The 21,264-nt window shown below is 66.2% G+C and carries 22 protein-coding genes; 4 read left to right on the forward strand and 18 right to left on the reverse strand.

Annotated features, from left to right (window positions below; all coding sequences use genetic code 11):
* Positions 1-723 carry a ComF family protein gene (locus ABIC75_RS13475; RefSeq protein ID WP_354014391.1) on the forward strand — a complete coding sequence of 241 codons (723 nt, stop codon included), beginning with the start codon at positions 1-3 and terminating at the stop codon, positions 721-723.
* Here the strand turns inward: ABIC75_RS13475 and ABIC75_RS13480 are convergent.
* Positions 720-1,241, reverse strand: a complete 522-nt coding sequence (locus ABIC75_RS13480; protein ID WP_354014392.1) for a hypothetical protein — start codon at positions 1,239-1,241, stop codon at positions 720-722. The two genes, ABIC75_RS13475 and ABIC75_RS13480, sit on opposite strands and share 4 nt — an antisense overlap.
* 231 nt (positions 1,242-1,472) lie before the next feature.
* Positions 1,473-2,090 (reverse strand): LuxR C-terminal-related transcriptional regulator, encoded by a 618-nt coding sequence (locus ABIC75_RS13485; RefSeq protein WP_354014393.1) that lies wholly within the window; start codon positions 2,088-2,090, stop codon positions 1,473-1,475.
* A 217-nt stretch (positions 2,091-2,307) separates the two neighbouring features.
* On the opposite strand from ABIC75_RS13485, the gene ABIC75_RS13490 reads away from it, so the two are divergent.
* Positions 2,308-2,658 carry a carboxymuconolactone decarboxylase family protein gene (locus tag ABIC75_RS13490; protein ID WP_354014394.1) on the forward strand — a complete coding sequence of 117 codons (351 nt, stop codon included), beginning with the start codon at positions 2,308-2,310 and terminating at the stop codon, positions 2,656-2,658.
* On the opposite strand, the gene ABIC75_RS13495 is transcribed toward ABIC75_RS13490, so the two are convergent.
* Positions 2,637-3,494: a hypothetical protein gene (locus tag ABIC75_RS13495; protein WP_354014395.1), complete on the reverse strand. Its 858-nt coding sequence runs from the start codon at positions 3,492-3,494 to the stop codon at positions 2,637-2,639. The two genes, ABIC75_RS13490 and ABIC75_RS13495, sit on opposite strands and share 22 nt — an antisense overlap.
* Before the next feature lie 202 nt (positions 3,495-3,696).
* Between ABIC75_RS13495 and ABIC75_RS13500 the strand changes: the two genes are divergently transcribed.
* The gene (locus ABIC75_RS13500) at positions 3,697-4,113 is read left to right on the forward strand and encodes a hypothetical protein (protein WP_354014396.1); all 417 of its coding nucleotides are present in this window, start codon (positions 3,697-3,699) and stop codon (positions 4,111-4,113) included.
* Between the two features lie 46 nt (positions 4,114-4,159).
* Here ABIC75_RS13500 and ABIC75_RS13505 read toward each other — a convergent pair whose 3' ends face one another.
* The 5 genes from ABIC75_RS13505 to ubiA all read right to left on the reverse strand — a co-directional run bounded on the left by ABIC75_RS13505 (position 4,160) and on the right by ubiA (position 8,237).
* Positions 4,160-4,759 (reverse strand): SMI1/KNR4 family protein, encoded by a 600-nt coding sequence (locus ABIC75_RS13505; protein WP_354014397.1) that lies wholly within the window; start codon positions 4,757-4,759, stop codon positions 4,160-4,162.
* 112 nt (positions 4,760-4,871) lie between these two features.
* Positions 4,872-6,137 (reverse strand): RNA polymerase sigma factor, encoded by a 1,266-nt coding sequence (locus ABIC75_RS13510; RefSeq protein WP_354014398.1) that lies wholly within the window; start codon positions 6,135-6,137, stop codon positions 4,872-4,874.
* A gap of 62 nt (positions 6,138-6,199) precedes the next feature.
* Positions 6,200-6,622 carry a VOC family protein gene (locus ABIC75_RS13515; RefSeq protein WP_354014399.1) on the reverse strand — a complete coding sequence of 141 codons (423 nt, stop codon included), beginning with the start codon at positions 6,620-6,622 and terminating at the stop codon, positions 6,200-6,202.
* 20 nt (positions 6,623-6,642) lie between these two features.
* A complete protein-coding gene (locus ABIC75_RS13520; protein WP_354014400.1) occupies positions 6,643-7,071 on the reverse strand; it encodes a YciI family protein in 429 nt (142 codons plus the stop codon).
* Between the two features lie 140 nt (positions 7,072-7,211).
* Positions 7,212-8,237 (reverse strand): 4-hydroxybenzoate octaprenyltransferase, encoded by a 1,026-nt coding sequence (ubiA, locus tag ABIC75_RS13525; protein WP_354014401.1) that lies wholly within the window; start codon positions 8,235-8,237, stop codon positions 7,212-7,214.
* Positions 8,238-8,363: 126 nt separating this feature from the next.
* On the opposite strand from ubiA, the gene ABIC75_RS13530 reads away from it, so the two are divergent.
* Positions 8,364-8,720, forward strand: coding sequence for a hypothetical protein (locus ABIC75_RS13530; protein ID WP_354014402.1), 357 nt, complete (start codon positions 8,364-8,366; stop codon positions 8,718-8,720).
* 6 nt (positions 8,721-8,726) lie between these two features.
* Here ABIC75_RS13530 and ilvA read toward each other — a convergent pair whose 3' ends face one another.
* From ilvA to ABIC75_RS13580, 10 genes are all read right to left on the reverse strand, one after another.
* Positions 8,727-10,292 (reverse strand): threonine ammonia-lyase, biosynthetic, encoded by a 1,566-nt coding sequence (gene ilvA, locus ABIC75_RS13535; RefSeq protein WP_354014403.1) that lies wholly within the window; start codon positions 10,290-10,292, stop codon positions 8,727-8,729.
* Positions 10,289-10,531, reverse strand: coding sequence for an acetolactate synthase small subunit (gene ilvN / locus ABIC75_RS13540; protein ID WP_354014404.1), 243 nt, complete (start codon positions 10,529-10,531; stop codon positions 10,289-10,291). Before ilvN ends, ilvA begins: the two co-directional genes overlap by 4 nt.
* Positions 10,532-10,635: 104 nt before the next feature.
* Positions 10,636-12,516: a biosynthetic-type acetolactate synthase large subunit gene (ilvB, locus tag ABIC75_RS13545; protein ID WP_354014853.1), complete on the reverse strand. Its 1,881-nt coding sequence runs from the start codon at positions 12,514-12,516 to the stop codon at positions 10,636-10,638.
* Positions 12,517-12,731: 215 nt separating this feature from the next.
* A complete protein-coding gene (ilvC, locus tag ABIC75_RS13550) occupies positions 12,732-13,745 on the reverse strand; it encodes a ketol-acid reductoisomerase (protein WP_354014405.1) in 1,014 nt (337 codons plus the stop codon).
* A complete protein-coding gene (ilvD, locus tag ABIC75_RS13555) occupies positions 13,742-15,460 on the reverse strand; it encodes a dihydroxy-acid dehydratase (RefSeq protein WP_354014406.1) in 1,719 nt (572 codons plus the stop codon). The genes ilvC and ilvD overlap by 4 nt, the downstream gene beginning before the upstream one ends.
* A gap of 165 nt (positions 15,461-15,625) precedes the next feature.
* Positions 15,626-16,723 (reverse strand): 3-isopropylmalate dehydrogenase, encoded by a 1,098-nt coding sequence (gene leuB, locus ABIC75_RS13560; RefSeq protein WP_354014407.1) that lies wholly within the window; start codon positions 16,721-16,723, stop codon positions 15,626-15,628.
* On the reverse strand, positions 16,720-17,304 hold the full coding sequence (gene leuD, locus ABIC75_RS13565) for a 3-isopropylmalate dehydratase small subunit (protein ID WP_354014408.1): 585 nt from the start codon (positions 17,302-17,304) through the stop codon (positions 16,720-16,722). The genes leuB and leuD overlap by 4 nt, the downstream gene beginning before the upstream one ends.
* Positions 17,301-18,710 (reverse strand): 3-isopropylmalate dehydratase large subunit, encoded by a 1,410-nt coding sequence (gene leuC / locus ABIC75_RS13570; protein ID WP_354014409.1) that lies wholly within the window; start codon positions 18,708-18,710, stop codon positions 17,301-17,303. The genes leuD and leuC overlap by 4 nt, the downstream gene beginning before the upstream one ends.
* Positions 18,710-19,648, reverse strand: a complete 939-nt coding sequence (locus ABIC75_RS13575; protein WP_354014410.1) for a branched-chain amino acid transaminase — start codon at positions 19,646-19,648, stop codon at positions 18,710-18,712. The genes leuC and ABIC75_RS13575 overlap by 1 nt, the downstream gene beginning before the upstream one ends.
* A gap of 17 nt (positions 19,649-19,665) precedes the next feature.
* On the reverse strand, positions 19,666-21,255 hold the full coding sequence (locus tag ABIC75_RS13580) for a 2-isopropylmalate synthase (protein ID WP_354014411.1): 1,590 nt from the start codon (positions 21,253-21,255) through the stop codon (positions 19,666-19,668).
* Positions 21,256-21,264 lie beyond the last annotated feature (9 nt).

Below are 21,264 nucleotides of genomic sequence, written 5' to 3' on the forward strand. Positions count from 1 at the left end.
ATGGATGCGCTGTCACTCTGCCGCCCCGTGATCGGGGCCCTGCAACGCTTCGTGTTGCCCTACCGGTGCCTGCTGTGCGGTGCCGCCGGCGACGACGGCCTGGACCTTTGCGGCCATTGCGCCGCCGAACTGCCGCGCAATCGCGCCTGCTGCGCGCGCTGTGCGCTGCCCTTGCCGGAACCAGCGGCGTTGTGCGGCCAATGCCAGCGGCGAGCACCGCCCTGGGACGCGGCGTGGGTGCCGTTTCACTACGTCTGGCCGCTGGATCGGCTGGAATCGCGCTTCAAGTTCGGCGCGGATCTGGCCGCCGGCCGCGTGCTCTCCTCGCTATGGCTGCATGAGCCGCGACCGCCGCAGATGCCGACGTGGATACTGCCGGTGCCGCTCCACGTGGGGCGCCTGCGCAGCCGCGGGTACAACCAGGCGCTGGAGCTGGCTAAGCCCCTGGCCCGTTGCCTGGACATCTCGCTTCGCGCCGATGCGTTGAAGCGCGTGCGCAGCACGGCAGCGCAGACCGAACTCGGCGCCCTGGCGCGTCGACGCAATATGCGAGGCGCCTTCGCCGTCCCTGATCACATGGCCTGGCCGGCGCATGTGGCCTTGCTCGACGATGTCATGACCACCGGCGCCACGCTGGCCGAATGCGCCCGCACCCTCAAGCGGGCGGGCGTGCAACGCGTGGATGTCTGGGCACTGGCCCGCGCGCCAGCGATGAAACCCTAGCCTGCGCCTGCTAATCCGCACGACTCGCCAATCCACTCCTGCACCTTGCCGTGCCACAGGCGATGCTTGTGACGGAGGCGCGTGCCGTCGCCGCGTGGGTGGTACTCGGTCCAGCCGCTGGCGTTTGCCTCTACGCGGCAGCCTGCGCCGAACCGATCGCTGCCCAACACAGGGGCAAGACAACGCAGCGCGCGCCGCATGTCGTTCAGCGAACCGCCGTCGAAATGGAAAACGAAAATCGGCGGGTTGCACGAAGGCGGAAAGCCCTGCAGGTCGAGCAGCTCGGGCTTGCAGCTGAGCAGCGACAGCTGGTGCTCGCGAGCGTAGCTTGCATGGGCCTGATGCGTCTCGCCTGCCAGTCCGTGGTCGGCGGACGTCCAAACCCGGGCGCCCGCCGAACGCAGCAGATCGATGGCCTGTGAAGGGAACGAATCGTCGGCGAGAAAACGTGCGCGAGCTTCTATGGTGCCTTCCTGAGGCGAGAGACGATCGGTCGAGCCTTCGAGTTCCCGCCACATGACGCTGCACGACTCCGTTCTGCTTGATCGGATACGCCACCTTCGTTGCTGCGCAGGACTGGCGCAACGACGGATCGGTGGAAAATGTCGCACGCTGTCATTGCAGGCGGCCATGCCGCCCGCAAAACGGATGTGCGGGAGCCGAGATTCCCCAAGGCGTTTCTAACGCTCGCATCGCTCATGGAGCAATATGGCCTTTGGGGCAGGCACGGCCAAAAAACGACAGCCACGTCAGGTCGGGGCGCGCGCTTCGATGGCGATGCGGATCGCATCGGCGCTGGTAGTGGCGCCCAGTCGCTTGAGCAGGCTGGCGCGGTGCATCTTCACGGTCTTCTCCTCGATACCCAGCTGTTCGCCGATCTGCTTGTTGCGCAGGCCGCGCGCCATGCATTCCAGCACCTGCTTCTGCCGGGGCGTGAGCGAGGCCACCAGGGTCGAGGCATGCGTGATGCGCAGGTGCTGCGCCCGGTCCGGCGCGTCGGTCACGTCCATCTGCGAGCCGATGAAATACTCGATGGCACCATCGGCGCCGAACAGCGGCGCCACCATCACCGCATTGCGGAACGGCGTGCCGTCCTTGCGGTAGTTGGTGAGCACGGTCAGCGTAGGGCGGCCTTTGGCGATGGCCTCGCGCAGCAGGGCGCGCTGGTCGGGCTCGGTGTTCGCGCCCTGCAGAAAGCGGCAGTTTCGGCCCAGGATGTCGTTTTCCCCGTAGCCGGTAAGCGCGCAGAACGCGGCGTTGGCGCAAACGATCGGGTTGTCCGGCAAGCGCGGGTTGGTTACCAGTGTCGCGATCGGGGAGAGGCCTATGGAAGCGAACAAGGCGGCTTCAAACCCAGGTTGATGCATTGCTACGTTCCTCGGTCACCTGGTGCGCGTGTGGGTCAGATTCGACCAGAACTCGTCAGTCTTACCAAGCCCTGCACGCACGCACCGCTACAGATGTCACTGTTCCTGCAAAACGCGGGCCGTTGAGCACCAAACCATCGACGTATCCACGCTGGCCGATTCACGCGGCGCGGCGGCGAGCGCAGCATGCGTGTGTTGTGTCCCCTGGAGATGCACCATGCTGAACTGGCCTGAATACCGCAAGCAGCTGCTCGGCCGCATTGGCGAGATCGCCAAGCTGAGCCCCGATACGGTGGCTGGATACCAGACGCTGTCCAGCGCCGGCAACAAGACCGGCCACCTGGATGCCAAGACGCGTGAGTTGATTTCGCTGGCGGTGGCGGTGACCACGCGCTGCGACGGCTGCATCACCGTGCACACCGCCGAAGCGCTCAAGCAGGGCGCCACGCAGGAGGAAATCGCCGAGGCACTCGGCGTGGCGGTAGCCATGAACGCCGGCGCGGCGCTGGTGTATTCGGCGCGCGTGCTCGATGCCGCGCACGCCTATCAGGCGGAACGTCCGGCGTAAGGTACCGAGCGGTACGAATCGGCTACCACCCAGGCACCGCACGCGATGGCCGCGGAAATCGCCAGCGCCGTCCACGCGGTGCGGTCGCCGGGTGCCGCCACGATGGCCGGCGCCCACACCATCGCCGTGATGATGCCCAGCATCGTCGCCTCGAGGCGCGACGCCAGCTGCGGCAGCGCGCCGAATAGCACCGCCAGGCACGTCGCGATGCTGCACGCACCGGTGACATAGGCCCAGCCCAGCGGATACGGCAACCATGCCGGCACCAGTGCCACGGTCTGCTCGCTGTAAACAAAATGCGACAGCCCGATCATCGGCAGTGACAGCGCAAACAGCACGCGCGCCGCGCGCACGCCGCGGCGTCCGGCGAGATAACGCAGCAGGCCGCCACGGTCGCCCAGCTGGAAGGCAAACAGCACCCAGGCGCCGGCGAGTATCACCGCGATCTCGCCAAACCCCAGCCAGGTGGCTTCCATCGACGGGACCACCACCACGGCGGGCAACTTGAGCAGCGCCACCCACACCAGCATGAACACCACCAGCAAAGTCGATGCCGGCTTCGCCCAGCTTCGCAGCAGCAGGCCGATGCCGGTGGCGAGCTCGATCAGCGCGAACGCATAGGCGATGGGCCGCGCGCCCGGCATGTGCTGGATGGGCAGATGCTGCCAGACCAGCGCGACGTCGCCGTAGATCAGGCCAAGCACGCCGAGCGCGATCATGCTCAGCGCGAGGAACGACTGCGACAGGCGCGTGGGCGTCAGGGACGCCGCGCCGAACGAGTTCAATGCATCGCCGCTGGCCAGCACGGCGCCTGATGATCGGTACGAACGCTCCATGCCTTGCTCCTTCACGATGGACGGACAGGGGAACAGCGATTCGATATGAAAGCGGCCCGGAAGCGGCCGCTGGACTGGATGGGCGAGCCCTCGCAGGAGCTGCCGCGCCATTAGATCGATGGATGCACCCCGGCGCAATCGAATGCGATGATGCGCTGCCGCAGCCGCCGTTCTTTCGATCGCGTTGAAGGGAAGGAATGCCATGTATCGTCCGCGCCCCATCGTCAGCCTGCCCGCCGACACCGATGCCGACGGCATCAAGGTCTATACGATTTCGGCCAGCGACAAGGCCGTGGATATCGCGCCCTACCTGCCGCGCCTGGCGGCCATGAAACGCGCGCGCTCCATCGCGTGGTCGACCACGCCGGCCTTCGCCATTTGCCATGAAGCGGCCAAGGCGCGCTACCTGGTGCTGGGATGGTGGGGCAACGACAACGAGATGTTCATCGCCGTGGCCGCGCAGGATGCCTCCGGCTGGGTCGAGGATCTCTCGCGCTATTCGTTCTGCCTGTGGGACATGGAAGTGATGTGGCACGAACGCAATGCGTTCGTCGAATGCATGTATGACGCAGTCGCCAGTCTCGAAGCGTACCGTGGGGACCGATTCTGCAAGAGCTGAAGCCGTTTAAGACGCAAACGAATGGCAGGAGCACTGCGCAAATCTTCTACTCCAGATCCAGCACGTATCGGTAGTTGCCTTCTATCAATTGCTGCAGATAAGCATCGAAGCTATTGGCGATTACCGCATAGTTGTCTGGATCGTGGAGAAAGCGAACGATCTGTCCAACCGTGCCCCCGGGCGCCGGATCGAAATCGATATAGAGGATGGACGTGCCGCCATTGTTCATGCAGTGGGCAAAACAGAGGCGCCGCCCCATGGGCACGCTTGGGTCAATGTGCGACCCAAGCAATCCAGACCGTGCAAGTATTGGCCCTTCATAAACCTGAGCGATGCTTTCGGCCGCAAGAGCAGATGCACTTTCGACGAGCATTTGCTCGATTGACAGCAGGTAGTAGGGGTACTCGCCGCCGTCCACGTCGGAGCCCAGCATGAGTACGCTTACGGTGGAGTCTCCGTAGGCCTGCCAGTAAGTCCCGTTTATGCGACTGACGAGTCCTAGCAGACTCGAAGGGCAGTTGGGGTAAGCGGCAGACAAAGCAGCGATCTGCTGGGTACTGGCGCCGCTGGCCAGTGACAACTCTTCACGCGACTCAGGCGACAAAGCAGCGCTCAATCCCGTAAGGAAGGTATCCACAATGTTCACGTCGGGCGGTCTCTGTGACAGCAGGGTTGCTTGAGCGCAGTATCTGATGCGATGGCGTCAGGTTGTCATGAGATCAGGCTCAAACTTCCGTCGGTATTTGCGTCGAGGCGAATCAAGGTGCTCGACTTGATGCCGCGCGCTGCAACAGGAATTCGCGCTCGCGTTCGTTGCGCGTGAGCGCGGCGGCGCGCTCGAATTCCTCGCGTGCCTCGTCGTTGCGACCCAGCTTGCCGAGCAGGTCGCCGCGCACGCTGGGCAGCAGGTGATAGTGGCGAAGCAACGGCTCGTCGCGCAGTGCATCCACCAGCGACAAGCCCACCTCCGGACCGAACGCCTGCGCGTGCGCCACCGCGCGATTGAGGGCCACCACCGGCGACGGCATGCAGCGCGCGAGCGTGTCGTACAGCGCGGCGATGCGTGGCCAATCGGTTTCCTCAGCCGCGCGTGCGCGTGCATGGCAGGCCGCAATCGACGCCTGCAAGGTATACGGCCGCTCGGCGCCGCCCAGCGCTTCGGCGCGTTGCAGCGCCGCGAGGCCGCGCCGTATCAGCAGCTGATCCCAGCGTGCGCGGTTCTGGTCGTTCAGCAGAACGGGTTCGCCCTTGGGCCCCAGACGCGCAGCCGTGCGCGAGGCCTGGATTTCCATCAGCGCCACCAGTCCATGCACTTCCGCCTCGGTCGGTGCGAGGCCGGCCAGCACGCGGCCCAGGCGCAGCGCTTCCTCGCACAGGGCCGGACGCATCCAGTCATTGCCCGAGGTGGCCGCATAGCCTTCGTTGAAGATGAGATAGACCACTTCCAGCACAGAGGCGAGCCGCACGTCGAGCTCCTCGCCACGCGGCACTTCGAACGGCACCTGCGCCTCGCTGAGCGTGCGCTTGGCGCGCACGATGCGTTGTGCGACGGTGGCTTCGGGCACCAGGAAGGCGCGTGCGATTTCCGTGGTGGTGAGGCCGCCGAGCAGGCGCAGCGTCAACGCGACGCGCGCTTCGGTGGACAACACCGGATGGCATGCCGTGAAGATTAGGCTGAGCAGGTCGTCACCGACCGGATTGTCGAGCATGGCATCCGGGTCCCCCACGGATTGTTCCAGCTGGTCCTCGATCTCGCGCGTGAGTTCGCCTTCCTTGCGACGGTGCAACGCATGGCGCCGCATCTGGTCGATCGCGCGGTGCTTGGCGGTGGTCATCAGCCAGGCGCCGGGGTTGCGCGGCACGCCCGTTTGCGGCCACTGCTCCAGCGCCGTCACCAGCGCGTCCTGCGCCAGTTCCTCGGCCACGCCCACGTCGCGGACGATGCGGGCAAGGCCGGCGATGAGTCGTGGCGATTCGATGCGCCAGACCGCGTCGATGGTGCGATGGATGTCGGTGGCCGTCATGGCCGCCGATCACAACACCCCGTGCGGCATGGTGCAAGTTCGTGCGCACCATGCAGTGCAGATTACGGTGGTGACATCACCATCCAGTGCACGCCGAAGCGATCGCGCAACATGCCGAAGCTGGAGGCGAAGAAGGTCTTGGACAGCGGCAACGCCACTTCGCCGCCGCCTTCCAGCAACGCTTCGAAGGCGCGCTTGGCTTCCGCATCGTCCTTCGCGTTGATCACCAGCGAGAAGCCGCGGAAATCCGGCGTGCCGCCGCATTCGCCGTCGGAGGCGTTGACCAGCGATTCGCCGATCTTCATCGACGCATGCATGATCTTCTCGCCGTTCGGCGGGCGCGGTCCGGCGGCCTGCTCGCCGGGCTGCTCAGGGCTGTCCTTGAAGCGGACCAGCGTCTGCACCTGCGCGCCCACGGCCTTGCCGTAGAAGGCCAGCGCTTCTTCGCAGCGTCCGTCGAAGAACAGATAGGGTTGGATCACCATCGCGACATCTCCTGGTCGATTCAGCGCGGGTCGCCCATGCGGGCGCGTTGCTGTGCTTCGAGTTCGCGTGCTTCGGGGGTGAAGGCGTCGCCGAAGTCCTCGGCTTCGAACACGCGGCGGATCTCAATCTCCGACACGCCGTCCTCGAAGGGATTGGGGCAACGCTTCATCCACTCGACGGCTTCTTCCAGCGAGTTGAGCTGCAGGATCCAGAAGCCGGCGATCAGTTCCTTGGTTTCCGTGAACGGGCCGTCGATGACGGTACGCTTGTCGCCGTCGTAGCGCACGCGCGCGCCGTTGCGGCTGGGGTGCAGGCCTTCACCGGCCAGCATCACGCCGGCTCTGACCAGTTCCTCGTTGAACAGGGTCATGTCGGTGAGCAGCTTTTCGCTCGGCATCTCGCCGGCTTCGGAGGCCCGGGTGGCCCTGACCATGGCTACGAATCGCATCGTTGTCTCTCCTGGGGTGGCATGGATAACGCGCCGAGGCGCGGCTCTCATGCACACGACGAACGACTCCGGCTGGAATCGACAGGGTAGGCGACGGCGTTTCTACACGGCGCGAACGTGGCCTGCCGTGCGATGGCGGTCTATCGGAATGCCAGCGCCAGCACGATGCCGATCCACACCGCCATGCCCAGCCAGTTGTTGTTGCGGAAGGCCCACAGGCAAGCGGCGCGGTCGTGGCCGCGGATGCGCCACAGCTGCCAGCCGAACAGCCCGGCGGCAACCAGCAGGCTCAGCCAGTACGGCCAGCCCAGCGTGGCGCGCTGGCCCACGAACAGCATGGCCAGCAGGAAGGTGGCCATCAGGATGCCGAGGATGGGCAGGTCCGCATCGCCAAACAGGATCGCCGTGGATTTGGCGCCGGCCTTGATGTCCTCGTCGCGGTCCACCATCGCGTATTGGGTGTCGTACACCACCGACCAGATGATGTTGGCGATGAACAGCAGCCAGCCCACCGGCGGCACCGTGTTCATCACCGCGGCAAAGGCCATCGGGATCGACCAGCCGAACGCCGCGCCCAGCACCACCTGTGGCAGATGGGTGTAGCGCTTGGTGAACGGGTAGATCGCTGCCAGGCCCGCGCCCGCAAACGACAGCCAGATGGTGAGCTTGTTGGTGAACAGCACCAGCACGAAGGAAAACACCAACAGGCTGGCGAACACGATCAGCGCCTCGCGCGGCGTCACGCGTCCCGCGGCGATGGGTCGCCCGGCAGTGCGTTCCACCTGCGGATCGAGCTTGCGGTCGGCGAAATCGTTGATGGCGCAACCGGCCGCGCGCATCGAGAACACGCCCAGCGTGAAGATCACCAGCAGCTTCACTGGTGGAAAATCCGATGCGGCCAGCCACAACGCCCACCACGTCGGCCACAGCAGCAGCAGCGCACCGATGGGGCGATCCATGCGCGTCAGCACGAGGTAGTCGCGCGCCTTGGTGCGATAGGCCGACGGCAGCCGCTCGAGCAGCCAGTCGAGTACGCGCGTGGCGCGGGAGGAACTGTCCGCCGGCTGCGCGGTGCGCGTTGGCCGGTGGCCCGCGCCGGGACGCGGACGCGGTGTACTCGTGGTCGGCAGGTTGCGCCGCTGGCGCTTGCGGGAGGTGGGGGCCATCGGTGGAGTTTAACGTGGCACGCCGCCCCGGGTGACGTGACGCAGCGCCTATTCACGCGGCGCACGTTGTCGCAACACGGTCACAAAGCGGCCTAAACTCACTCTTCCGCCGGCCGGACGACGCCCATGCCCAAAGCCCTGAGCCACATTGCCCTGATCGTTGCCCATCCCACGCGAACGGCGGACCTGCTGATCGGTGTGTTTCCGGACGCGCGTGTCCTTCGCGGGGAGGATACGGAGGATTCGCACCCCGAGGTGATCATCGCGCTCGCCGGTCTGGAATTCGCGCTGATCCGCGGCAACGGCCCCGCATCGCGCAACGGCGACCACATCGCCTTCGCCGTGACCAAGGAAGAACAGCTCGCCTGCGCCCGCCGCATGGACGAGCTGGCGCTGGACTACCAGATGGCGCGCGAGGACACGGCGTTGTATTTCAGCGACTACGACAACCACGTGTTCGAGCTCGAAGTCGTCGAGGATTGATCGCGCCTACTCGCGCAGCAGCAGCCGGTACGCCGGATTCTCGCTCTCGTCGCGGAACGGGTAACCCAGCGTGTCGAGAAACGCCTGGAACAGCACGCGCTCATCCGGCGGCACCTGGATGCCGACCAGGATGCGGCCATAATCGGCGCCCTGGTTGCGGTAGTGGAACAGGCTGATGTTCCAGTCCGGATGCATGTTGGCGAGGAAACGCGTGAGTGCGCCCGGCCGCTCGGGAAACTCGAAACGGTACAGCCGCTCATCGCGCGCCAGCGGCGAGCTGCCGCCGATCATGTGACGAAGATGCAGCTTGGCCAGTTCGTCGTCGGTGAGATCGAGCACGCCGAAGCCATGCGCGCGGAACGCCCCGATCAGGGTCTCGCGTTCCTCGCGATGCGTGGTCTGCACGCCCACGAAAATATGCGCCTGCGTGGCGTTGCCGATGCGGTAGTTGAACTCGGTGATGCTGCGCTGGCCCAGCGCGGCGCAGAAGCGGCGGAAACTGCCACGTTCCTCGGGAATGGTCACCGCGAACACCGCTTCGCGCTGCTCGCCCACTTCCGCGCGCTCGGCCACGAAGCGCAGGCGATCGAAGTTGAGGTTGGCGCCCGACACGATGGCGACCATCGGATGTTCCGATGCGCCGTGCGTGGCGACGTACTGCTTGAGTCCCGCCAATGCGAGCGCGCCGGCCGGCTCGGGCACGCTGCGCGTATCCTGGAACACGTCGCGAATCGCCGCGCAGATGGCGTCGGTATCCACGCGCACCATGTCGTCCACATAGCGCTGACACAGCGCGAACGTCAGATCTCCCACACGTTTCACCGCCGTGCCATCGGCGAACAGGCCCACTTCGGGCAACGTCACCGGCGTGCCCGCATCCAGCGATTGCACCATCGCATCGGAATCGCAGGTCTGCACGCCGATCACTTTCACTTCGGGTCGCAGCGCCTTCACGTACGCCGCCACGCCGGCGAGCAAACCGCCGCCGCCCACGGGCACGAAGATCGCGTGCAGCGGCCCTGGATGCTGGCGCAGGATTTCCATGCCCACCGTTGCCTGGCCTGCGATCACCGCGGCATCGTCGAACGGATGCACGAAGGTGTAGCCGTGCTCGGCCTGCAGTCGCGCGGCGGCCGCTTGCGCGTCGCTATACGAATCGCCTGCCAGCACCACATCCACGTGCTGGCCACCGAAGCGGCGCACGGCATCCACCTTGACCTGCGGTGCCGTTACCGGCATCACGATCACGGCATGAATGCCCAGCCGCGCTGCGGCCAGCGCCACGCCCTGCGCGTGATTGCCGGCCGACGCCGCAATCACGCCACGCGCCCGCTCGCCCGCATCGAGCTGCGACATGCGGTTGTACGCACCGCGCAGCTTGAACGAAAACACCGGTTGCTGATCTTCTCGCTTGAGCAGCACCTGCTGGCCAAGTCGCGTCGACAGCAATGGCGCCAGTTCCAGCGCTGTTTCGCGCGCCACATCGTAAACGCGCGCACCCAGCGTCTGCCGCAGCAAGTCGTGCTCGCTCAGTGAGGCTTCGGCGTCGACGGTGACGGCAAGTGCATTCATGGCGTGGCGAGCGGATGGCTCACGTCGATCACGTCCACCAGCTTGCGCGTCTGCTTGATGATCTGCTCCACCGTATCGTCCGCGCCTTGCAGCACCAGGGTGAGTTGCGACACGGCGGGATCTTCCGTGGCTGCCACGGTTAAGGTATCGATGTTGCAATGACGCGCCGCGAACAGGCCAGCCACGCGCATCAGCGCGCCGGATTCGTTTTGCAGCAGGATGGATAGCGTATGTTTCATTGACGGCCTCCGTAACACCGCCTACCCGTCATTCCAGCGAAAGCTGGAATCCAGTGCCTGTAGGTCCAAAAGTCACTGGGTTCCAGCTTTCGCTGGAACGACGATCAAAACATGTCCGACGTGGCGTCGCCGCCCACCGCAGGCGCCACGCGCGACGGAATGAAGTCACCCGTGATCATCTGCGCATACGTCGCGCCCGGTCCCACCATGGGATACACGCCGGCATCCGGGTCGATCATCACTTCCAGGAAGGCCGGGCCGTCGAAGGCGAGGAAGTCGGCAATGGTGTCGGCCAATTCGTCCTTGCTTTCCAGGCGTTTCGCCCACTCGAAGCCATCGGCCTGCGCGGCCTTGATGAAATCCTTCTTGTGCAGGCTCTTGTCCGACGAGGCAAAGCGGCCGCGGAAGAACAGCTTCTGCCACTGGCGTACCATGCCGTCGCCGATGTTGTTGAGCACCACCACCTTCACCGGCAGGCCATAGGTGGTGACGGTTTCCAGCTCGCCCAGGTTCATGCGGATGCTGGCGTCGCCGTCGATGTCGATCACTACCGCATCGCGCCGCGCGAACTGCGCGCCGATGGCAGCCGGCAGGCCAAAGCCCATGGTGCCCATCGAGCCGGAGGTGAGCCAATGGCGCGGCTCGCGGAAATCGAAATACTGGGCGGCCCACATCTGGTGCTGGCCCACGCCGGTGCTGATCACCGCGCGGCCTTGCGTGTGATGGTTGATCGCCTCGATCACCGCCTGCGGCTGGATCAGCGCACTCTCGCGGTCATAGGCCAACGCGTGCGTCTGCTTGAGCGACGCGATGTGCGCGTGCCAGGCCGCATAACGGCTATCGGTGGCGAAATGCAGGTCGTGGCGCAGGCCGTACTGCTGCAGCCGCGACAGCGTGGCGTCGAGATCGCCATGGTGATGCCAGTGCACCGACTTCACCTTGCCGATCTCGGCCGGGTCGATATCGATCTGCGCGATGAAGCGCGCATGCGGCGCGAACTTGTCCGGCACGCTGGCCACGCGGTCGTCGAAACGCGCGCCGAGCGCGAGCAGGAAATCGCAGTCTTCCACTGCGTAGTTGGCGTAGGCGGTGCCGTGCATGCCCAGCATGTGCAGCGCGAGCGGCTCGGTGGTATCCATCGCGCCGATGCCCATCAGCGTGGTCGTCACGGGCAGGCCGAATTGTTTGACGAAGGCGCGCAGGGTGGCCGAAGACTCGCTCGCGATGATGCCGCCGCCGGCGTAGATCAGTGGTCGCTTCGCTTGTGCCAGTGCGTCGAAGAAGGCCGCGCACTGCGCGTCGTCCACGCGGGCGTTCTGGATGGCATGCTGGCGCGCGCGATAACCGGGAATGGGCAGCGTGCCTTCGCCGGCAAACGTGAGCGGGCTGTTCTGCACGTCCTTGGGAATGTCGACCACCACCGGCCCGGGGCGACCGCTGCGCGCGATTTCGAACGCGGTGCGCAAGGTCACTTCGAGACGTGCGGGGTCGGTCAATAGGAACACGTGCTTGGCGCACGGGCTCATGATGTTGCTCACCGGTGCTTCCTGGAAGGCATCGCTGCCCAGCGCGCCGGTGGGCACCTGACCGCAGATCACCACCATCGGCACGGAGTCGGACATCGCATCGCGCACCGGCGTCACCATGTTGGTGGCGCCCGGGCCGGAGGTGACGATGGCCACGCCCACCTTGCCCGATGCACGCGCGTAACCGGCGGCCATGAAACCCGCGCCCTGCTCATTGGCTGGCACGATCAGCGGCATCGGTTCGCCGCCCATCGGCGACAGATGCGTGGCATTGAAGCGGAACACCGCGTCGTACACGGGGAGGATCGCGCCGCCCGAATAGCCGAACAGCACGTCGACGCCTTCATCGGCCAATACCTGCACCACCACTTCCGCGCCGCTCATGGTCTGGCCGGCGAGCGGATGGCTTGCGTTGGGTGCAGGCACGTCCCGATCTTCAAGAGCACGTTGCAGTGGCATGTTCACGTGGTCGGATTTCCCCAGCGTGCCGCCAGTGTGTCGACGGCCGGATGTCGGTTGGAAAAACTCCCTCCCTTGCTCGGCAAGGGAGGGCCAGGGAGGGGCAATGCGTGCTTGCGGGATAAGCACCCCTCTTAAGTCGAACAAAATCGTTTGACGCCGAAGCCTCTCCGGCTCGTCATCCCTGCCTTCGCAGGGATGATGAGCCAAGAACATCAACCCACTTTCTTGAGCGGCTCGGCAGCGGCCTTGGGCGCATTCGCCTGCAGCCACGGCATGCGCGCGCGCAGCTTCGCGCCCACCTGTTCCACCGGATGCTCCAGGTCCGCCTGCTTGAACTTCTTGTAATTCGGCAGGCCGGCGTTGTACTCGGCGATCCAGTTCTTGGCGAACGTGCCGTTCTGGATGTCGGTGAGCACGCCCTTCATGCGCTCCTTGGTGGCCGCGTCGATGATGCGGGGGCCGCTCACGTAGTCGCCGTACTGCGCGGTCTCGGAGATGAATTCGAGCATGCGCGAGATGCCGCCTTCGTAGAACAGGTCCACGATGAGCTTCAGTTCGTGCAGCACTTCGTAATAGGCGATTTCCGGCTGGTAGCCGGCTTCCACCAGCGTCTCGAAGCCGGCCTGCACCAGCGAGCTGGCGCCGCCGCAAAGCACGGCCTGTTCGCCGAAGAGATCGGTCTCGGTCTCTTCCTTGAAGTCGGTCTTGATCAACAGTGCGCGACCGCCGCCGATGCCATCGGCATAGGCTTTGGCCTTGGCTTCCGCGTCGCCGCTCACGTCCTGGTGCACGGCCCAGATGCTGGGCACGCCACGGCCGATTTCATACTCGCGGCGAACCAGCGCGCCCGGACCCTTCGGCGCGACCAGGATCACGTCGATGTCGGTGCGCGGCTCGATCTGCTTGAAGTGCACGTTGAAGCCGTGCGCGAACAGCAGCGCAGCGCCGGGCTTGATGTTCGGCTCGATGCTTTCCTTGTAGAGCTTGGGCTGCACCATGTCGGGTGTGAGCACGGCGATCAGGTCGGCATCCTTCACCGCGTCGCCCGGCTCGGCGACGTTGAAGCCTTCGGCGCGAGCCTTCTCCCACGAAGGGCCGCCCTTGCGCAGGCCAACCACCACGTCGAGACCGGAGTCGCGCAGGTTGAGTGCGTGGGCACGGCCCTGGCTGCCGTAGCCGAGGACGGCGATGCGGGCCTTGGCCAGCGTGTCGTTGTTGTTGCTCATGCGGTAACTCCTGCGTTCGTGTCTTCGTTGACGTGTCGGGAAACAGAGGCGGATGAACTGCGTGATGCGATGGGTTGCGTGGTGGCGCCGTCGGAGGCGGAACCCACCAGGGCGACGTACTTGGCCAGCGCGCCACGCGTGACTTTCGGCGCGGGCGGTTGCCAGCTCGCGCGGCGCGCGGCGAGATCGGCGGTGGTGCTGATCTGGCGCGTGTCCGCGTCGATGCGGATGCGGTCGCCGTCGTGCAGCAGCGCGATGGGACCGCCGCGCGCGGCTTCTGGCGCGATGTGACCCACCATGTAGCCATGCGTGGCGCCGGAGAAGCGCCCGTCGGTGATCAAGGCCACGTCGTCGCCCATGCCGCGACCGATGAGCGCGGCGGTGACGCCCAGCATCTCGCGCATGCCCGGGCCACCGGCGGGGCCTTCGTTGCGGATGACGATAACGTCACCCTTCTCGATGGTGCCGCCCTGCACGGCGGCGAAGGCCTGCTCCTCGCTTTCGAACACGCGGGCGCGGCCTTCGAAGTGATTGGCGCCCTTGCCGGCCAGCTTGAGGATGCAGCCTTCCGGCGCGAGGTTGCCGTAGAGGATGGAATAGCCACCGCGCGGCTTCAGCGGCTGCGACACCGGATGCACCACGTCCTGCGTTTCGGCGCGCGGCGCGGCGGCGACTTCGTCGAACAGGCTGCGGCCGGTGACGGTGGGCGCATCGATCAGCATGCCTGCGGCGATGAGTTCTTCCGCCACGCGTGCACTGCCGCCCGCACCGAACATCTCCACGGCGGTATAGCGTCCGCCGGGCAGCAGATCGGCGATGACCGGCGTGTGCTTGGACGCCGGTTCGAAATCCTCCAGCGTCCACGGCGTGCCGGCTTCACGTGCGATGGCCAGCAGGTGCAGCACCGCATTGGTGGAGCCGGCGGTGGCGGCGACCATGCGCGCAGCGTTGCGGAACGCGGTTTCGGTGAGCAGCTCACGCGGCGTGCGGTTCTCCTTCAGGCACTCCATCACCAGCTCGCCGCAGCGATGCGCAGCGGCGGCTTTCGCCGGATGCGTGGCGGGAATGTCGTTGAAGCCCATCGGCGACAGACCCAGCGTGGAAAGCACCATCGCCATCGTGTTCGCGGTGAACTGGCCGCCGCAGGCACCGGCGCCCGGGCAGGCATCGCGCTCCACCGAGGTGAGCTCGGCGTCGCTGATCTTGCCCGCGCCATGCGCGCCCACCGCCTCGAACACCTGCTGGATGGTGATGGGGTGGTTGTCGTGGGTGCCGTGCGCAATGGTGCCGCCGTACATCGCGACCGCGGGAATGTTGAGCCGCGCCATCGCCATCGCCGCGGCAGGAATGGTCTTGTCGCAGCCGCACAGCACCACCATCGCATCGAGGCAGTGGCCATCGACGGCCAGCTCGATGGAATCGGTGATCACTTCGCGGCTGATCAGCGACGCGCGCATGCCCGGTGTGCCCATGGCGATGCCGTCGGTCACGGCGATGGTGTTGAATTCCACCGGTGTGCCGCCCGCGGCGCGAATGCCGTCGGCCACGTGTTCGGCCAGTTCGCGCAGGTTGAGGTTGCACGGGCTCACGTTGGACCACGTATGCACCACGGCGACGAGCGGCTTGGCGATGGCTTCGTCGTCCATGCCGGTGGCGCGCAGCATGGCGCGCGCCGGTGCGCGGTCGGGGCCGGTCTTGATCAGGTCACTGCGCATGCTTCATTTCCAAAGAAAGGTTGCGTGTACGACTCGCGAATGCGTCAAAAATCACTGTCATCCCCGCGAAGGCGGGGATCCAGAGCCTTTCATAGAACGCAGAGGCACTGGATTCCCGCCTTCGCGGGAATGACGTTGTAGGGGAGGTTGACGGAATGGCCAGCGTCAACCGCATGCCCGCCCCCAGCGAAGAAAGGCGGCCGCGTTGCAGGCGTGTTCGTCGATGGCGGCAAGCACGGCATCCAGCACCTCTTTCGTGCCGGCGCTGCCGCCGATGTCGCGCGTGTGCGGGCCGCGTTCCAGCACGTCGGCCACGGCCGCTTCCACCGTGCTCGCTTCTTCTTCGAGGCCCAGCGAATGACGCAGCAGCATCGCAGTGGAGAGAATCGCGGCGACGGGATTGGCCACGCCCTGGCCGGCGATGTCCGGCGCGGAACCGTGGATGGGTTCGTACAAGCCACCCTTTGCTTCGCCCAGCGAGGCCGACGGCAACAGGCCCAGCGAGCCGGCCAGCGCAGCGGCTTCGTCGGTGAGGATGTCGCCGAACAGGTTCTCGGTGACCACCACGTCGTACTTGCCCGGCTGGGTGAGCAGCAGCATGGCCATCGAATCGACCAGCTGGTGTTCCAGCTTCACATCGGGAAACTCCTGCGCAACGCGCTGCACGGTGGTGCGCCACAGGCGCGAGGTTTCCAGCACGTTGGCCTTGTCCACCGAGGTGACGTGCTTGCGGCGCTCGCGGGCCAGCTGGAAGGCGCGGCGCGTGACGCGCTCGACTTCGGCCACGGTGTACTTGCACTCGTCGATGGCGGTGTCGATGGTGCGCGTCTTCGCGCCGAAGTACGCGCCGCCGGTGAGTTCGCGCACGAACAGCACGTCGACGTTCTTGAGCTTGTCGTTCTTCAGCGGCGACAGCTCCGCTAGCGCAGGATGCACCTGCAGCGGACGCAGGTTGGCGTACACGCCGAGTGCCGCGCGCAGCGCGAGCAGGCCCTGTTCCGGACGCACCGGGGCATTCGGGTCGGACCACTTCGGGCCGCCCACCGCGCCGAGCAACACCGCATCGGCCGCCTTGCAGGCATCGAGCGACGCGGGCGGCAGCGGCTCACCGGTGGCATCGATGGCGCAGCCGCCGATCAGGTGTTCCTCGAAATGGAAGTGATGGTCGTAGTGCGCGGCGACCGCATCGAGCACGGCGACCGCCGCTGCAGTGACCTCGGGGCCGACGCCGTCGCCGGGCAGGGTGACGATGTGCGCTCTCATGCAGCTTTCTCCACGCGTTGTTCGTAGGCAGTGATGGCGTCGGCGTGGTGCTGGAGATAGCCCAGCTGATCCACGCCGTTGAGCAGGCAGTGACGTGCAAACGGTTCGAGCTGGAAGCGGATGTGCCCGCCGTCGGGCAGGGCGATGACCTGCTCCTTCACGTCGATGGACAGCTCGATGCCGGGATGTTCGAGCAGCCAGCGGTGCTCGGCTTCGTCCAGCACGATGGCGAGCAGGCCGTTCTTCAGCGCGTTGTTGCGGAAGATGTCGGCGATCTCGCTGCACAGCACGGCCTGGATGCCGTAGTCGAGCAACGCCCACGGCGCGTGTTCGCGCGAGGAGCCGCAACCGAAATTGCGCCCGGCCACGAGGATGGAACAGCCGCGTGCCTGCGGCTGGTTGAGCGGGAACGCCGGGTTGTCGCTGCCGTCGGCCTGGTAGCGCCAGTCGTTGAAGCACAGCTTGCCGAGGCCCGCGCGCTCGGTGGTGGTGAGGAAGCGCGCGGGAATGATGCGGTCGGTGTCGATATTTTCGTCCGGCAGCACGGCGGTGCGGGAGTGCAGGCGGGTGATGGGCTTCATGCGGCAACCTCCGTCATGTACTCACGCGGATCGGCAATGCGCCCCGCAACGGCAGACGCCGCCGCGGTTGCCGGACTCGCCAGCACCGTGCGCGCGCCCTTGCCCTGGCGGCCTTCGAAATTGCGGTTGGAGGTGCTGACCACGAGTTGTCCGGGTTGTGCGAAGTCGCCGTTCATGGCAATGCACATGGAGCAACCGGGCTCGCGCCACTCCGCGCCTGCGGCGGTGAACACGTGATGCAGACCTTCGTGCTCCGCGTCGCGGCGCACCGCTTCGGAGCCGGGTACCACCAACATGCGCACGCCGTCGGCAACGCGGCGACCGCGCAGCACGTGCGCCGCTTCGCGCAGGTCGGACAGGCGCGAGTTGGTGCAGCTGCCGACGAAGACCACATCGACCGGCGTGCCCTGCATGGGCTTGCCCGCCTCGGCCTTCATGTAATCCAGCGCGCGCTTTTCCTGCGGATTGCGTGCGGCCGGCACCGGCTTGTCCATCGCAATCGCCATGCCCGGATGCGTGCCATAGGTGACGGTGGGGCGCACCTTGCTCGCATCGATGCGCACTTCGCGGTCGTACTCGGCGCCGTCGTCGGTGCGCAGCGACTTCCAGCGCGCGACGGCTGCGTCCCATGCAGCGCCATGGGGCGCGCGGGGGCGGCCTTTCAGCCAGGCGAACGTCGTTTCGTCCGGCGCGATCAAGCCGGCGCGTGCGCCCGCTTCGATCGACATGTTGCACACCGTCATGCGTTCTTCCATCGACAACTGTTCGATGGCGGCGCCGCGATACTCGATGACGTAGCCGGTGCCGCCGTCCACGCCGATCTCGCCGATGATGTGCAGGATCAAATCCTTTGCACCAATACCCGCGGGCAGGTGGCCGTCCACGTGGATCGCCAGCGTCTTCGCCTTGCGCTGGAGCAGGCATTGCGTGGCCATCACGTGTCCCACTTCGGTGGTGCCGATACCGAACGCGAGCGCACCGAACGCGCCGTGCGTGGAGGTGTGGCTGTCGCCGCACACGATGGTCATGCCTGGCTGCGTGGCGCCGAGTTCTGGGCCGAACACGTGCACGATGCCGCGGTCGCTGCTGTTCCAGCCGTGCAGTTCCACGCCGAATTCGCGGCAGTTGGTTTCCAGCTGGGACACCTGCGCCTTCGCTTCCGCGTTGGCGTAGGGGCGCTCGCCATCCGCGCCGGGCGGGAGCGTGGGCGTGGAGTGATCGAGCGTGGCCAGCATGCGATCGGGACGGCGCAGCTTCAGGCCGCGCTCGCGCAATTCGCTGAAGGCCTGCGGCGAGGTGACTTCATGCACCAGGTGCAGGTCGATGTAGAGGATCGCGGGGGTGTCCGTCGATTCCGCAGCAACCACATGGGCGTCCCACACTTTTTCGAAAAGAGTCTTTGCCATTACGCAGCCTCCTGCGCTGCTTCCACCTGCACGGGCGTGAGCCAGCCCCACTGGTCAGCGGTCGTGCCATCGAACAAACCGAAGAACGCCTTCTGCAGTGCGCGCGTGACGTCGCCGGGACGCCCGGCGCCTACCGGCTTGCGATCGACCGAGCGCACCGGCGTGATTTCCGCCGCGGTGCCAGTCATGAAGATTTCGTCGGCGGTGTACAGCGCCTCGCGCGGCAGGTCGCGTTCTTCCACCACGATGCCGAGATCGCCGGCCAGCGTGATCACCGACTCGCGCGTGATGCCCGCGAGGATGCCGGCACTGGTCGGCGGCGTGAGCAGCTTGCCGTTCTTCACCAGGAACAGGTTCTCGCCTGCACCTTCGCTCAGCAGGCCGTTGTGGCCCAGCGCGATGCCTTCGGCGTAGCCGCCGCGACGCGCTTCGAGCGCGATCAGCTGGCTGCTGAGGTAATTGCCGCCGGCCTTGGCCCAGCTCGGGAACGTGTTTGGCGCGGGGCGGTGCCACGACGACACGCACACGTCGGCGCCGTGTTCCAACGCATCGCCCAGGTATGCGCCCCATTCCAGCGCCATGATCGCCACGTCCACCGGCGAGTCGCCCTTCGGCAGTACGCCCAGGCTGCCGGCGCCGCGAAACACGATGGGCCGCACATAGGCGGACTTCATGCGGTTGGCGCGGATCACCTCATGGCATGCCGCGTTGATTTCTTCTTCGCTGTAGCCGATGTCGATCTCATAGATGCGCGCCGATTCGAACAGGCGGCGGGTGTGGTCGGCGAGGCGGAAATAGGCGGGACCCTGAGGCGTGGCATACACGCGTTCGCCTTCGAATACCGAGGAACCGTAGTGCAGCGCGTGGGTGCTGACGTGGACCGTGGCCTCGGTCCAGGGTTTGATCTGGCCGTTGTGCCAGAGGAAGGGCGTGGTCATCGCTTTGCTCCTTGGAATCACAGTCCGGCGACCGCAGCCCGTGGCGTCACGGGTTGTTGTCGTTCGATGCGGTTGACGATGGCGAGCGCGGCGTGCGCGGTCGCTTCGATGATGTCGGTGCTCACGCCCGAGCCGCGCCAGTCACGCTCGGCATGGCGTGCGGTGAGCTGGGCCTGTCCTTGCGCGTCGCCGCCTTCGCTCACGGCGCGCACCTGGAACTGCGTGACGTCCAGCGCCGTGCCGGTCGCGCGCTCAATGGCGCGCAATACGGCGTCCACCGGGCCGTCGCCAATGGCGGCTTCGCCCACTTCGTGGCCGCTGTCGTGCGTGAGCTTCACCGAGGCCGACGCACTGCCGCCCAGGTGCGAGTTGGTGTTGAGTTGCACGATGCGCCACGGGCCGGTCGCCTCCGGGTCCATGCCCAGCGCGATGGCTTCCAGATCCTGGTCGTGCACTTCGCGCTTCTTGTCGGCCAGTGCCTTGAAGCGCGCGAAGACGTTGTCCATCGCCGCCTCGTCCACCTCGTGGCCCAGGCTCTGCAGGCGCTGGCGCAGTGCGTGGCGGCCCGAGTGCTTGCCCAGCACCAGGCGCGTTTCGCCCATGCCCACGTCCTGCGGACGCATGATTTCGTAGGTGCCCCGGTGCTTGAGCATGCCGTGCTGATGGATGCCCGATTCGTGCGCGAACGCGTTGTCGCCCACCACCGCTTTGTTGCGCGCCACCGGCTGGCCGGTGAGCTGCGTGAGCAGCCGCGAGGTGGGATAGAGCTTGCGTGCATCGATGCCGGTATCCACGCCGAAGAACGCGCCGCGCACGCGCAGCGCCATCACCACTTCCTCCATGGAGGCGTTGCCGGCGCGCTCGCCGATGCCGTTGATGGTGCATTCCACCTGGCGCGCACCCGCGGCCACGCCAGCGAGGCTGTTAGCCACCGCCATGCCTAAATCGTCGTGGCAGTGCGTGGAGAAGATCGCGCGATCCGCGCCGCGCACGTGCTGGCGCAGGTAGGTGATGCGCTCGGCCATCTCGACCGGTGTGGTGTAGCCCACGGTGTCGGGCACGTTCACCGTGGTCGCGCCGGCGGCGATGGCGGCGCTGAACACCTCGACGAGGTATTCCGGCTCGGTGCGCATGGCGTCCTCGGCGGAGAATTCCACTTCGTGGCACAGCTTTTTCGCCCGCTCGATGGCGGCGCAGGCAGTGTCGATCACCTGCTGCTTGCTCATGTTGAGCTTGTGCTCGCGATGCAGCGGGCTGGTGGAAAGGAACACATGGATGCGTGCATGGCGCGCCGCCTCCAGTGCGCGGCCGCAGGCATCGATGTCGTTGTCGTGGCAGCGCGCCAGGCCGCACACGGTGGGGCCGCGCAGCACGCGGGCGATTTCCGACACCGAGGCGAAATCGTCGGGCGAGGCGCTGGGGAAGCCGGCCTCGATGATGTCCACGCCCAGCGCTTCCAGCGCGTGCGCCATGCGGAGCTTGGCCCGGCGATCCATCGAAAAGCCGGGCGCCTGCTCGCCGTCGCGCAGGGTGGTGTCGAAAATTCGCACGCGTTCGGCGGCTACATCGCCCACGTCGCTGTTCTCGTTGTTGTGATCGGGGTTCATCGCTTTGCT

This window comes from Dyella japonica, from assembly GCF_040545895.1.
GTDB classification, from domain to species: domain Bacteria; phylum Pseudomonadota; class Gammaproteobacteria; order Xanthomonadales; family Rhodanobacteraceae; genus Dyella; species Dyella japonica_D.

Excerpts from the sequence above, each read along its gene's own strand:
- leuC (WP_354014409.1), bottom strand. The coding sequence starts at position 18,710 with ATGGCAAAGACTCTTTTCGAAAAAGTGTGGGACGCCCATGTGGTTGCT.
- ABIC75_RS13500 (WP_354014396.1), top strand. The coding sequence starts at position 3,697 with ATGTATCGTCCGCGCCCCATCGTCAGCCTGCCCGCCGACACCGATGCC.
- leuD (WP_354014408.1), bottom strand. The coding sequence starts at position 17,304 with ATGAAGCCCATCACCCGCCTGCACTCCCGCACCGCCGTGCTGCCGGAC.
- leuB (WP_354014407.1), bottom strand. The coding sequence starts at position 16,723 with ATGAGAGCGCACATCGTCACCCTGCCCGGCGACGGCGTCGGCCCCGAG.
- ABIC75_RS13475 (WP_354014391.1), top strand. The coding sequence starts at position 1 with ATGGATGCGCTGTCACTCTGCCGCCCCGTGATCGGGGCCCTGCAACGC.
- ABIC75_RS13480 (WP_354014392.1), bottom strand. The coding sequence starts at position 1,241 with ATGTGGCGGGAACTCGAAGGCTCGACCGATCGTCTCTCGCCTCAGGAA.
- ABIC75_RS13530 (WP_354014402.1), top strand. The coding sequence starts at position 8,364 with ATGCCCAAAGCCCTGAGCCACATTGCCCTGATCGTTGCCCATCCCACG.
- ilvD (WP_354014406.1), bottom strand. The coding sequence starts at position 15,460 with ATGCGCAGTGACCTGATCAAGACCGGCCCCGACCGCGCACCGGCGCGC.
- ABIC75_RS13580 (WP_354014411.1), bottom strand. The coding sequence starts at position 21,255 with ATGAACCCCGATCACAACAACGAGAACAGCGACGTGGGCGATGTAGCC.
- ilvB (WP_354014853.1), bottom strand. The coding sequence starts at position 12,516 with ATGCCACTGCAACGTGCTCTTGAAGATCGGGACGTGCCTGCACCCAAC.
- ubiA (WP_354014401.1), bottom strand. The coding sequence starts at position 8,237 with ATGGCCCCCACCTCCCGCAAGCGCCAGCGGCGCAACCTGCCGACCACG.
- ilvC (WP_354014405.1), bottom strand. The coding sequence starts at position 13,745 with ATGAGCAACAACAACGACACGCTGGCCAAGGCCCGCATCGCCGTCCTC.
- ABIC75_RS13490 (WP_354014394.1), top strand. The coding sequence starts at position 2,308 with ATGCTGAACTGGCCTGAATACCGCAAGCAGCTGCTCGGCCGCATTGGC.
- ABIC75_RS13510 (WP_354014398.1), bottom strand. The coding sequence starts at position 6,137 with ATGACGGCCACCGACATCCATCGCACCATCGACGCGGTCTGGCGCATC.
- ABIC75_RS13495 (WP_354014395.1), bottom strand. The coding sequence starts at position 3,494 with ATGGAGCGTTCGTACCGATCATCAGGCGCCGTGCTGGCCAGCGGCGAT.
- ABIC75_RS13485 (WP_354014393.1), bottom strand. The coding sequence starts at position 2,090 with ATGCATCAACCTGGGTTTGAAGCCGCCTTGTTCGCTTCCATAGGCCTC.
- ABIC75_RS13575 (WP_354014410.1), bottom strand. The coding sequence starts at position 19,648 with ATGACCACGCCCTTCCTCTGGCACAACGGCCAGATCAAACCCTGGACC.
- ilvN (WP_354014404.1), bottom strand. The coding sequence starts at position 10,531 with ATGAAACATACGCTATCCATCCTGCTGCAAAACGAATCCGGCGCGCTG.
- ABIC75_RS13520 (WP_354014400.1), bottom strand. The coding sequence starts at position 7,071 with ATGCGATTCGTAGCCATGGTCAGGGCCACCCGGGCCTCCGAAGCCGGC.
- ABIC75_RS13515 (WP_354014399.1), bottom strand. The coding sequence starts at position 6,622 with ATGGTGATCCAACCCTATCTGTTCTTCGACGGACGCTGCGAAGAAGCG.
- ilvA (WP_354014403.1), bottom strand. The coding sequence starts at position 10,292 with ATGAATGCACTTGCCGTCACCGTCGACGCCGAAGCCTCACTGAGCGAG.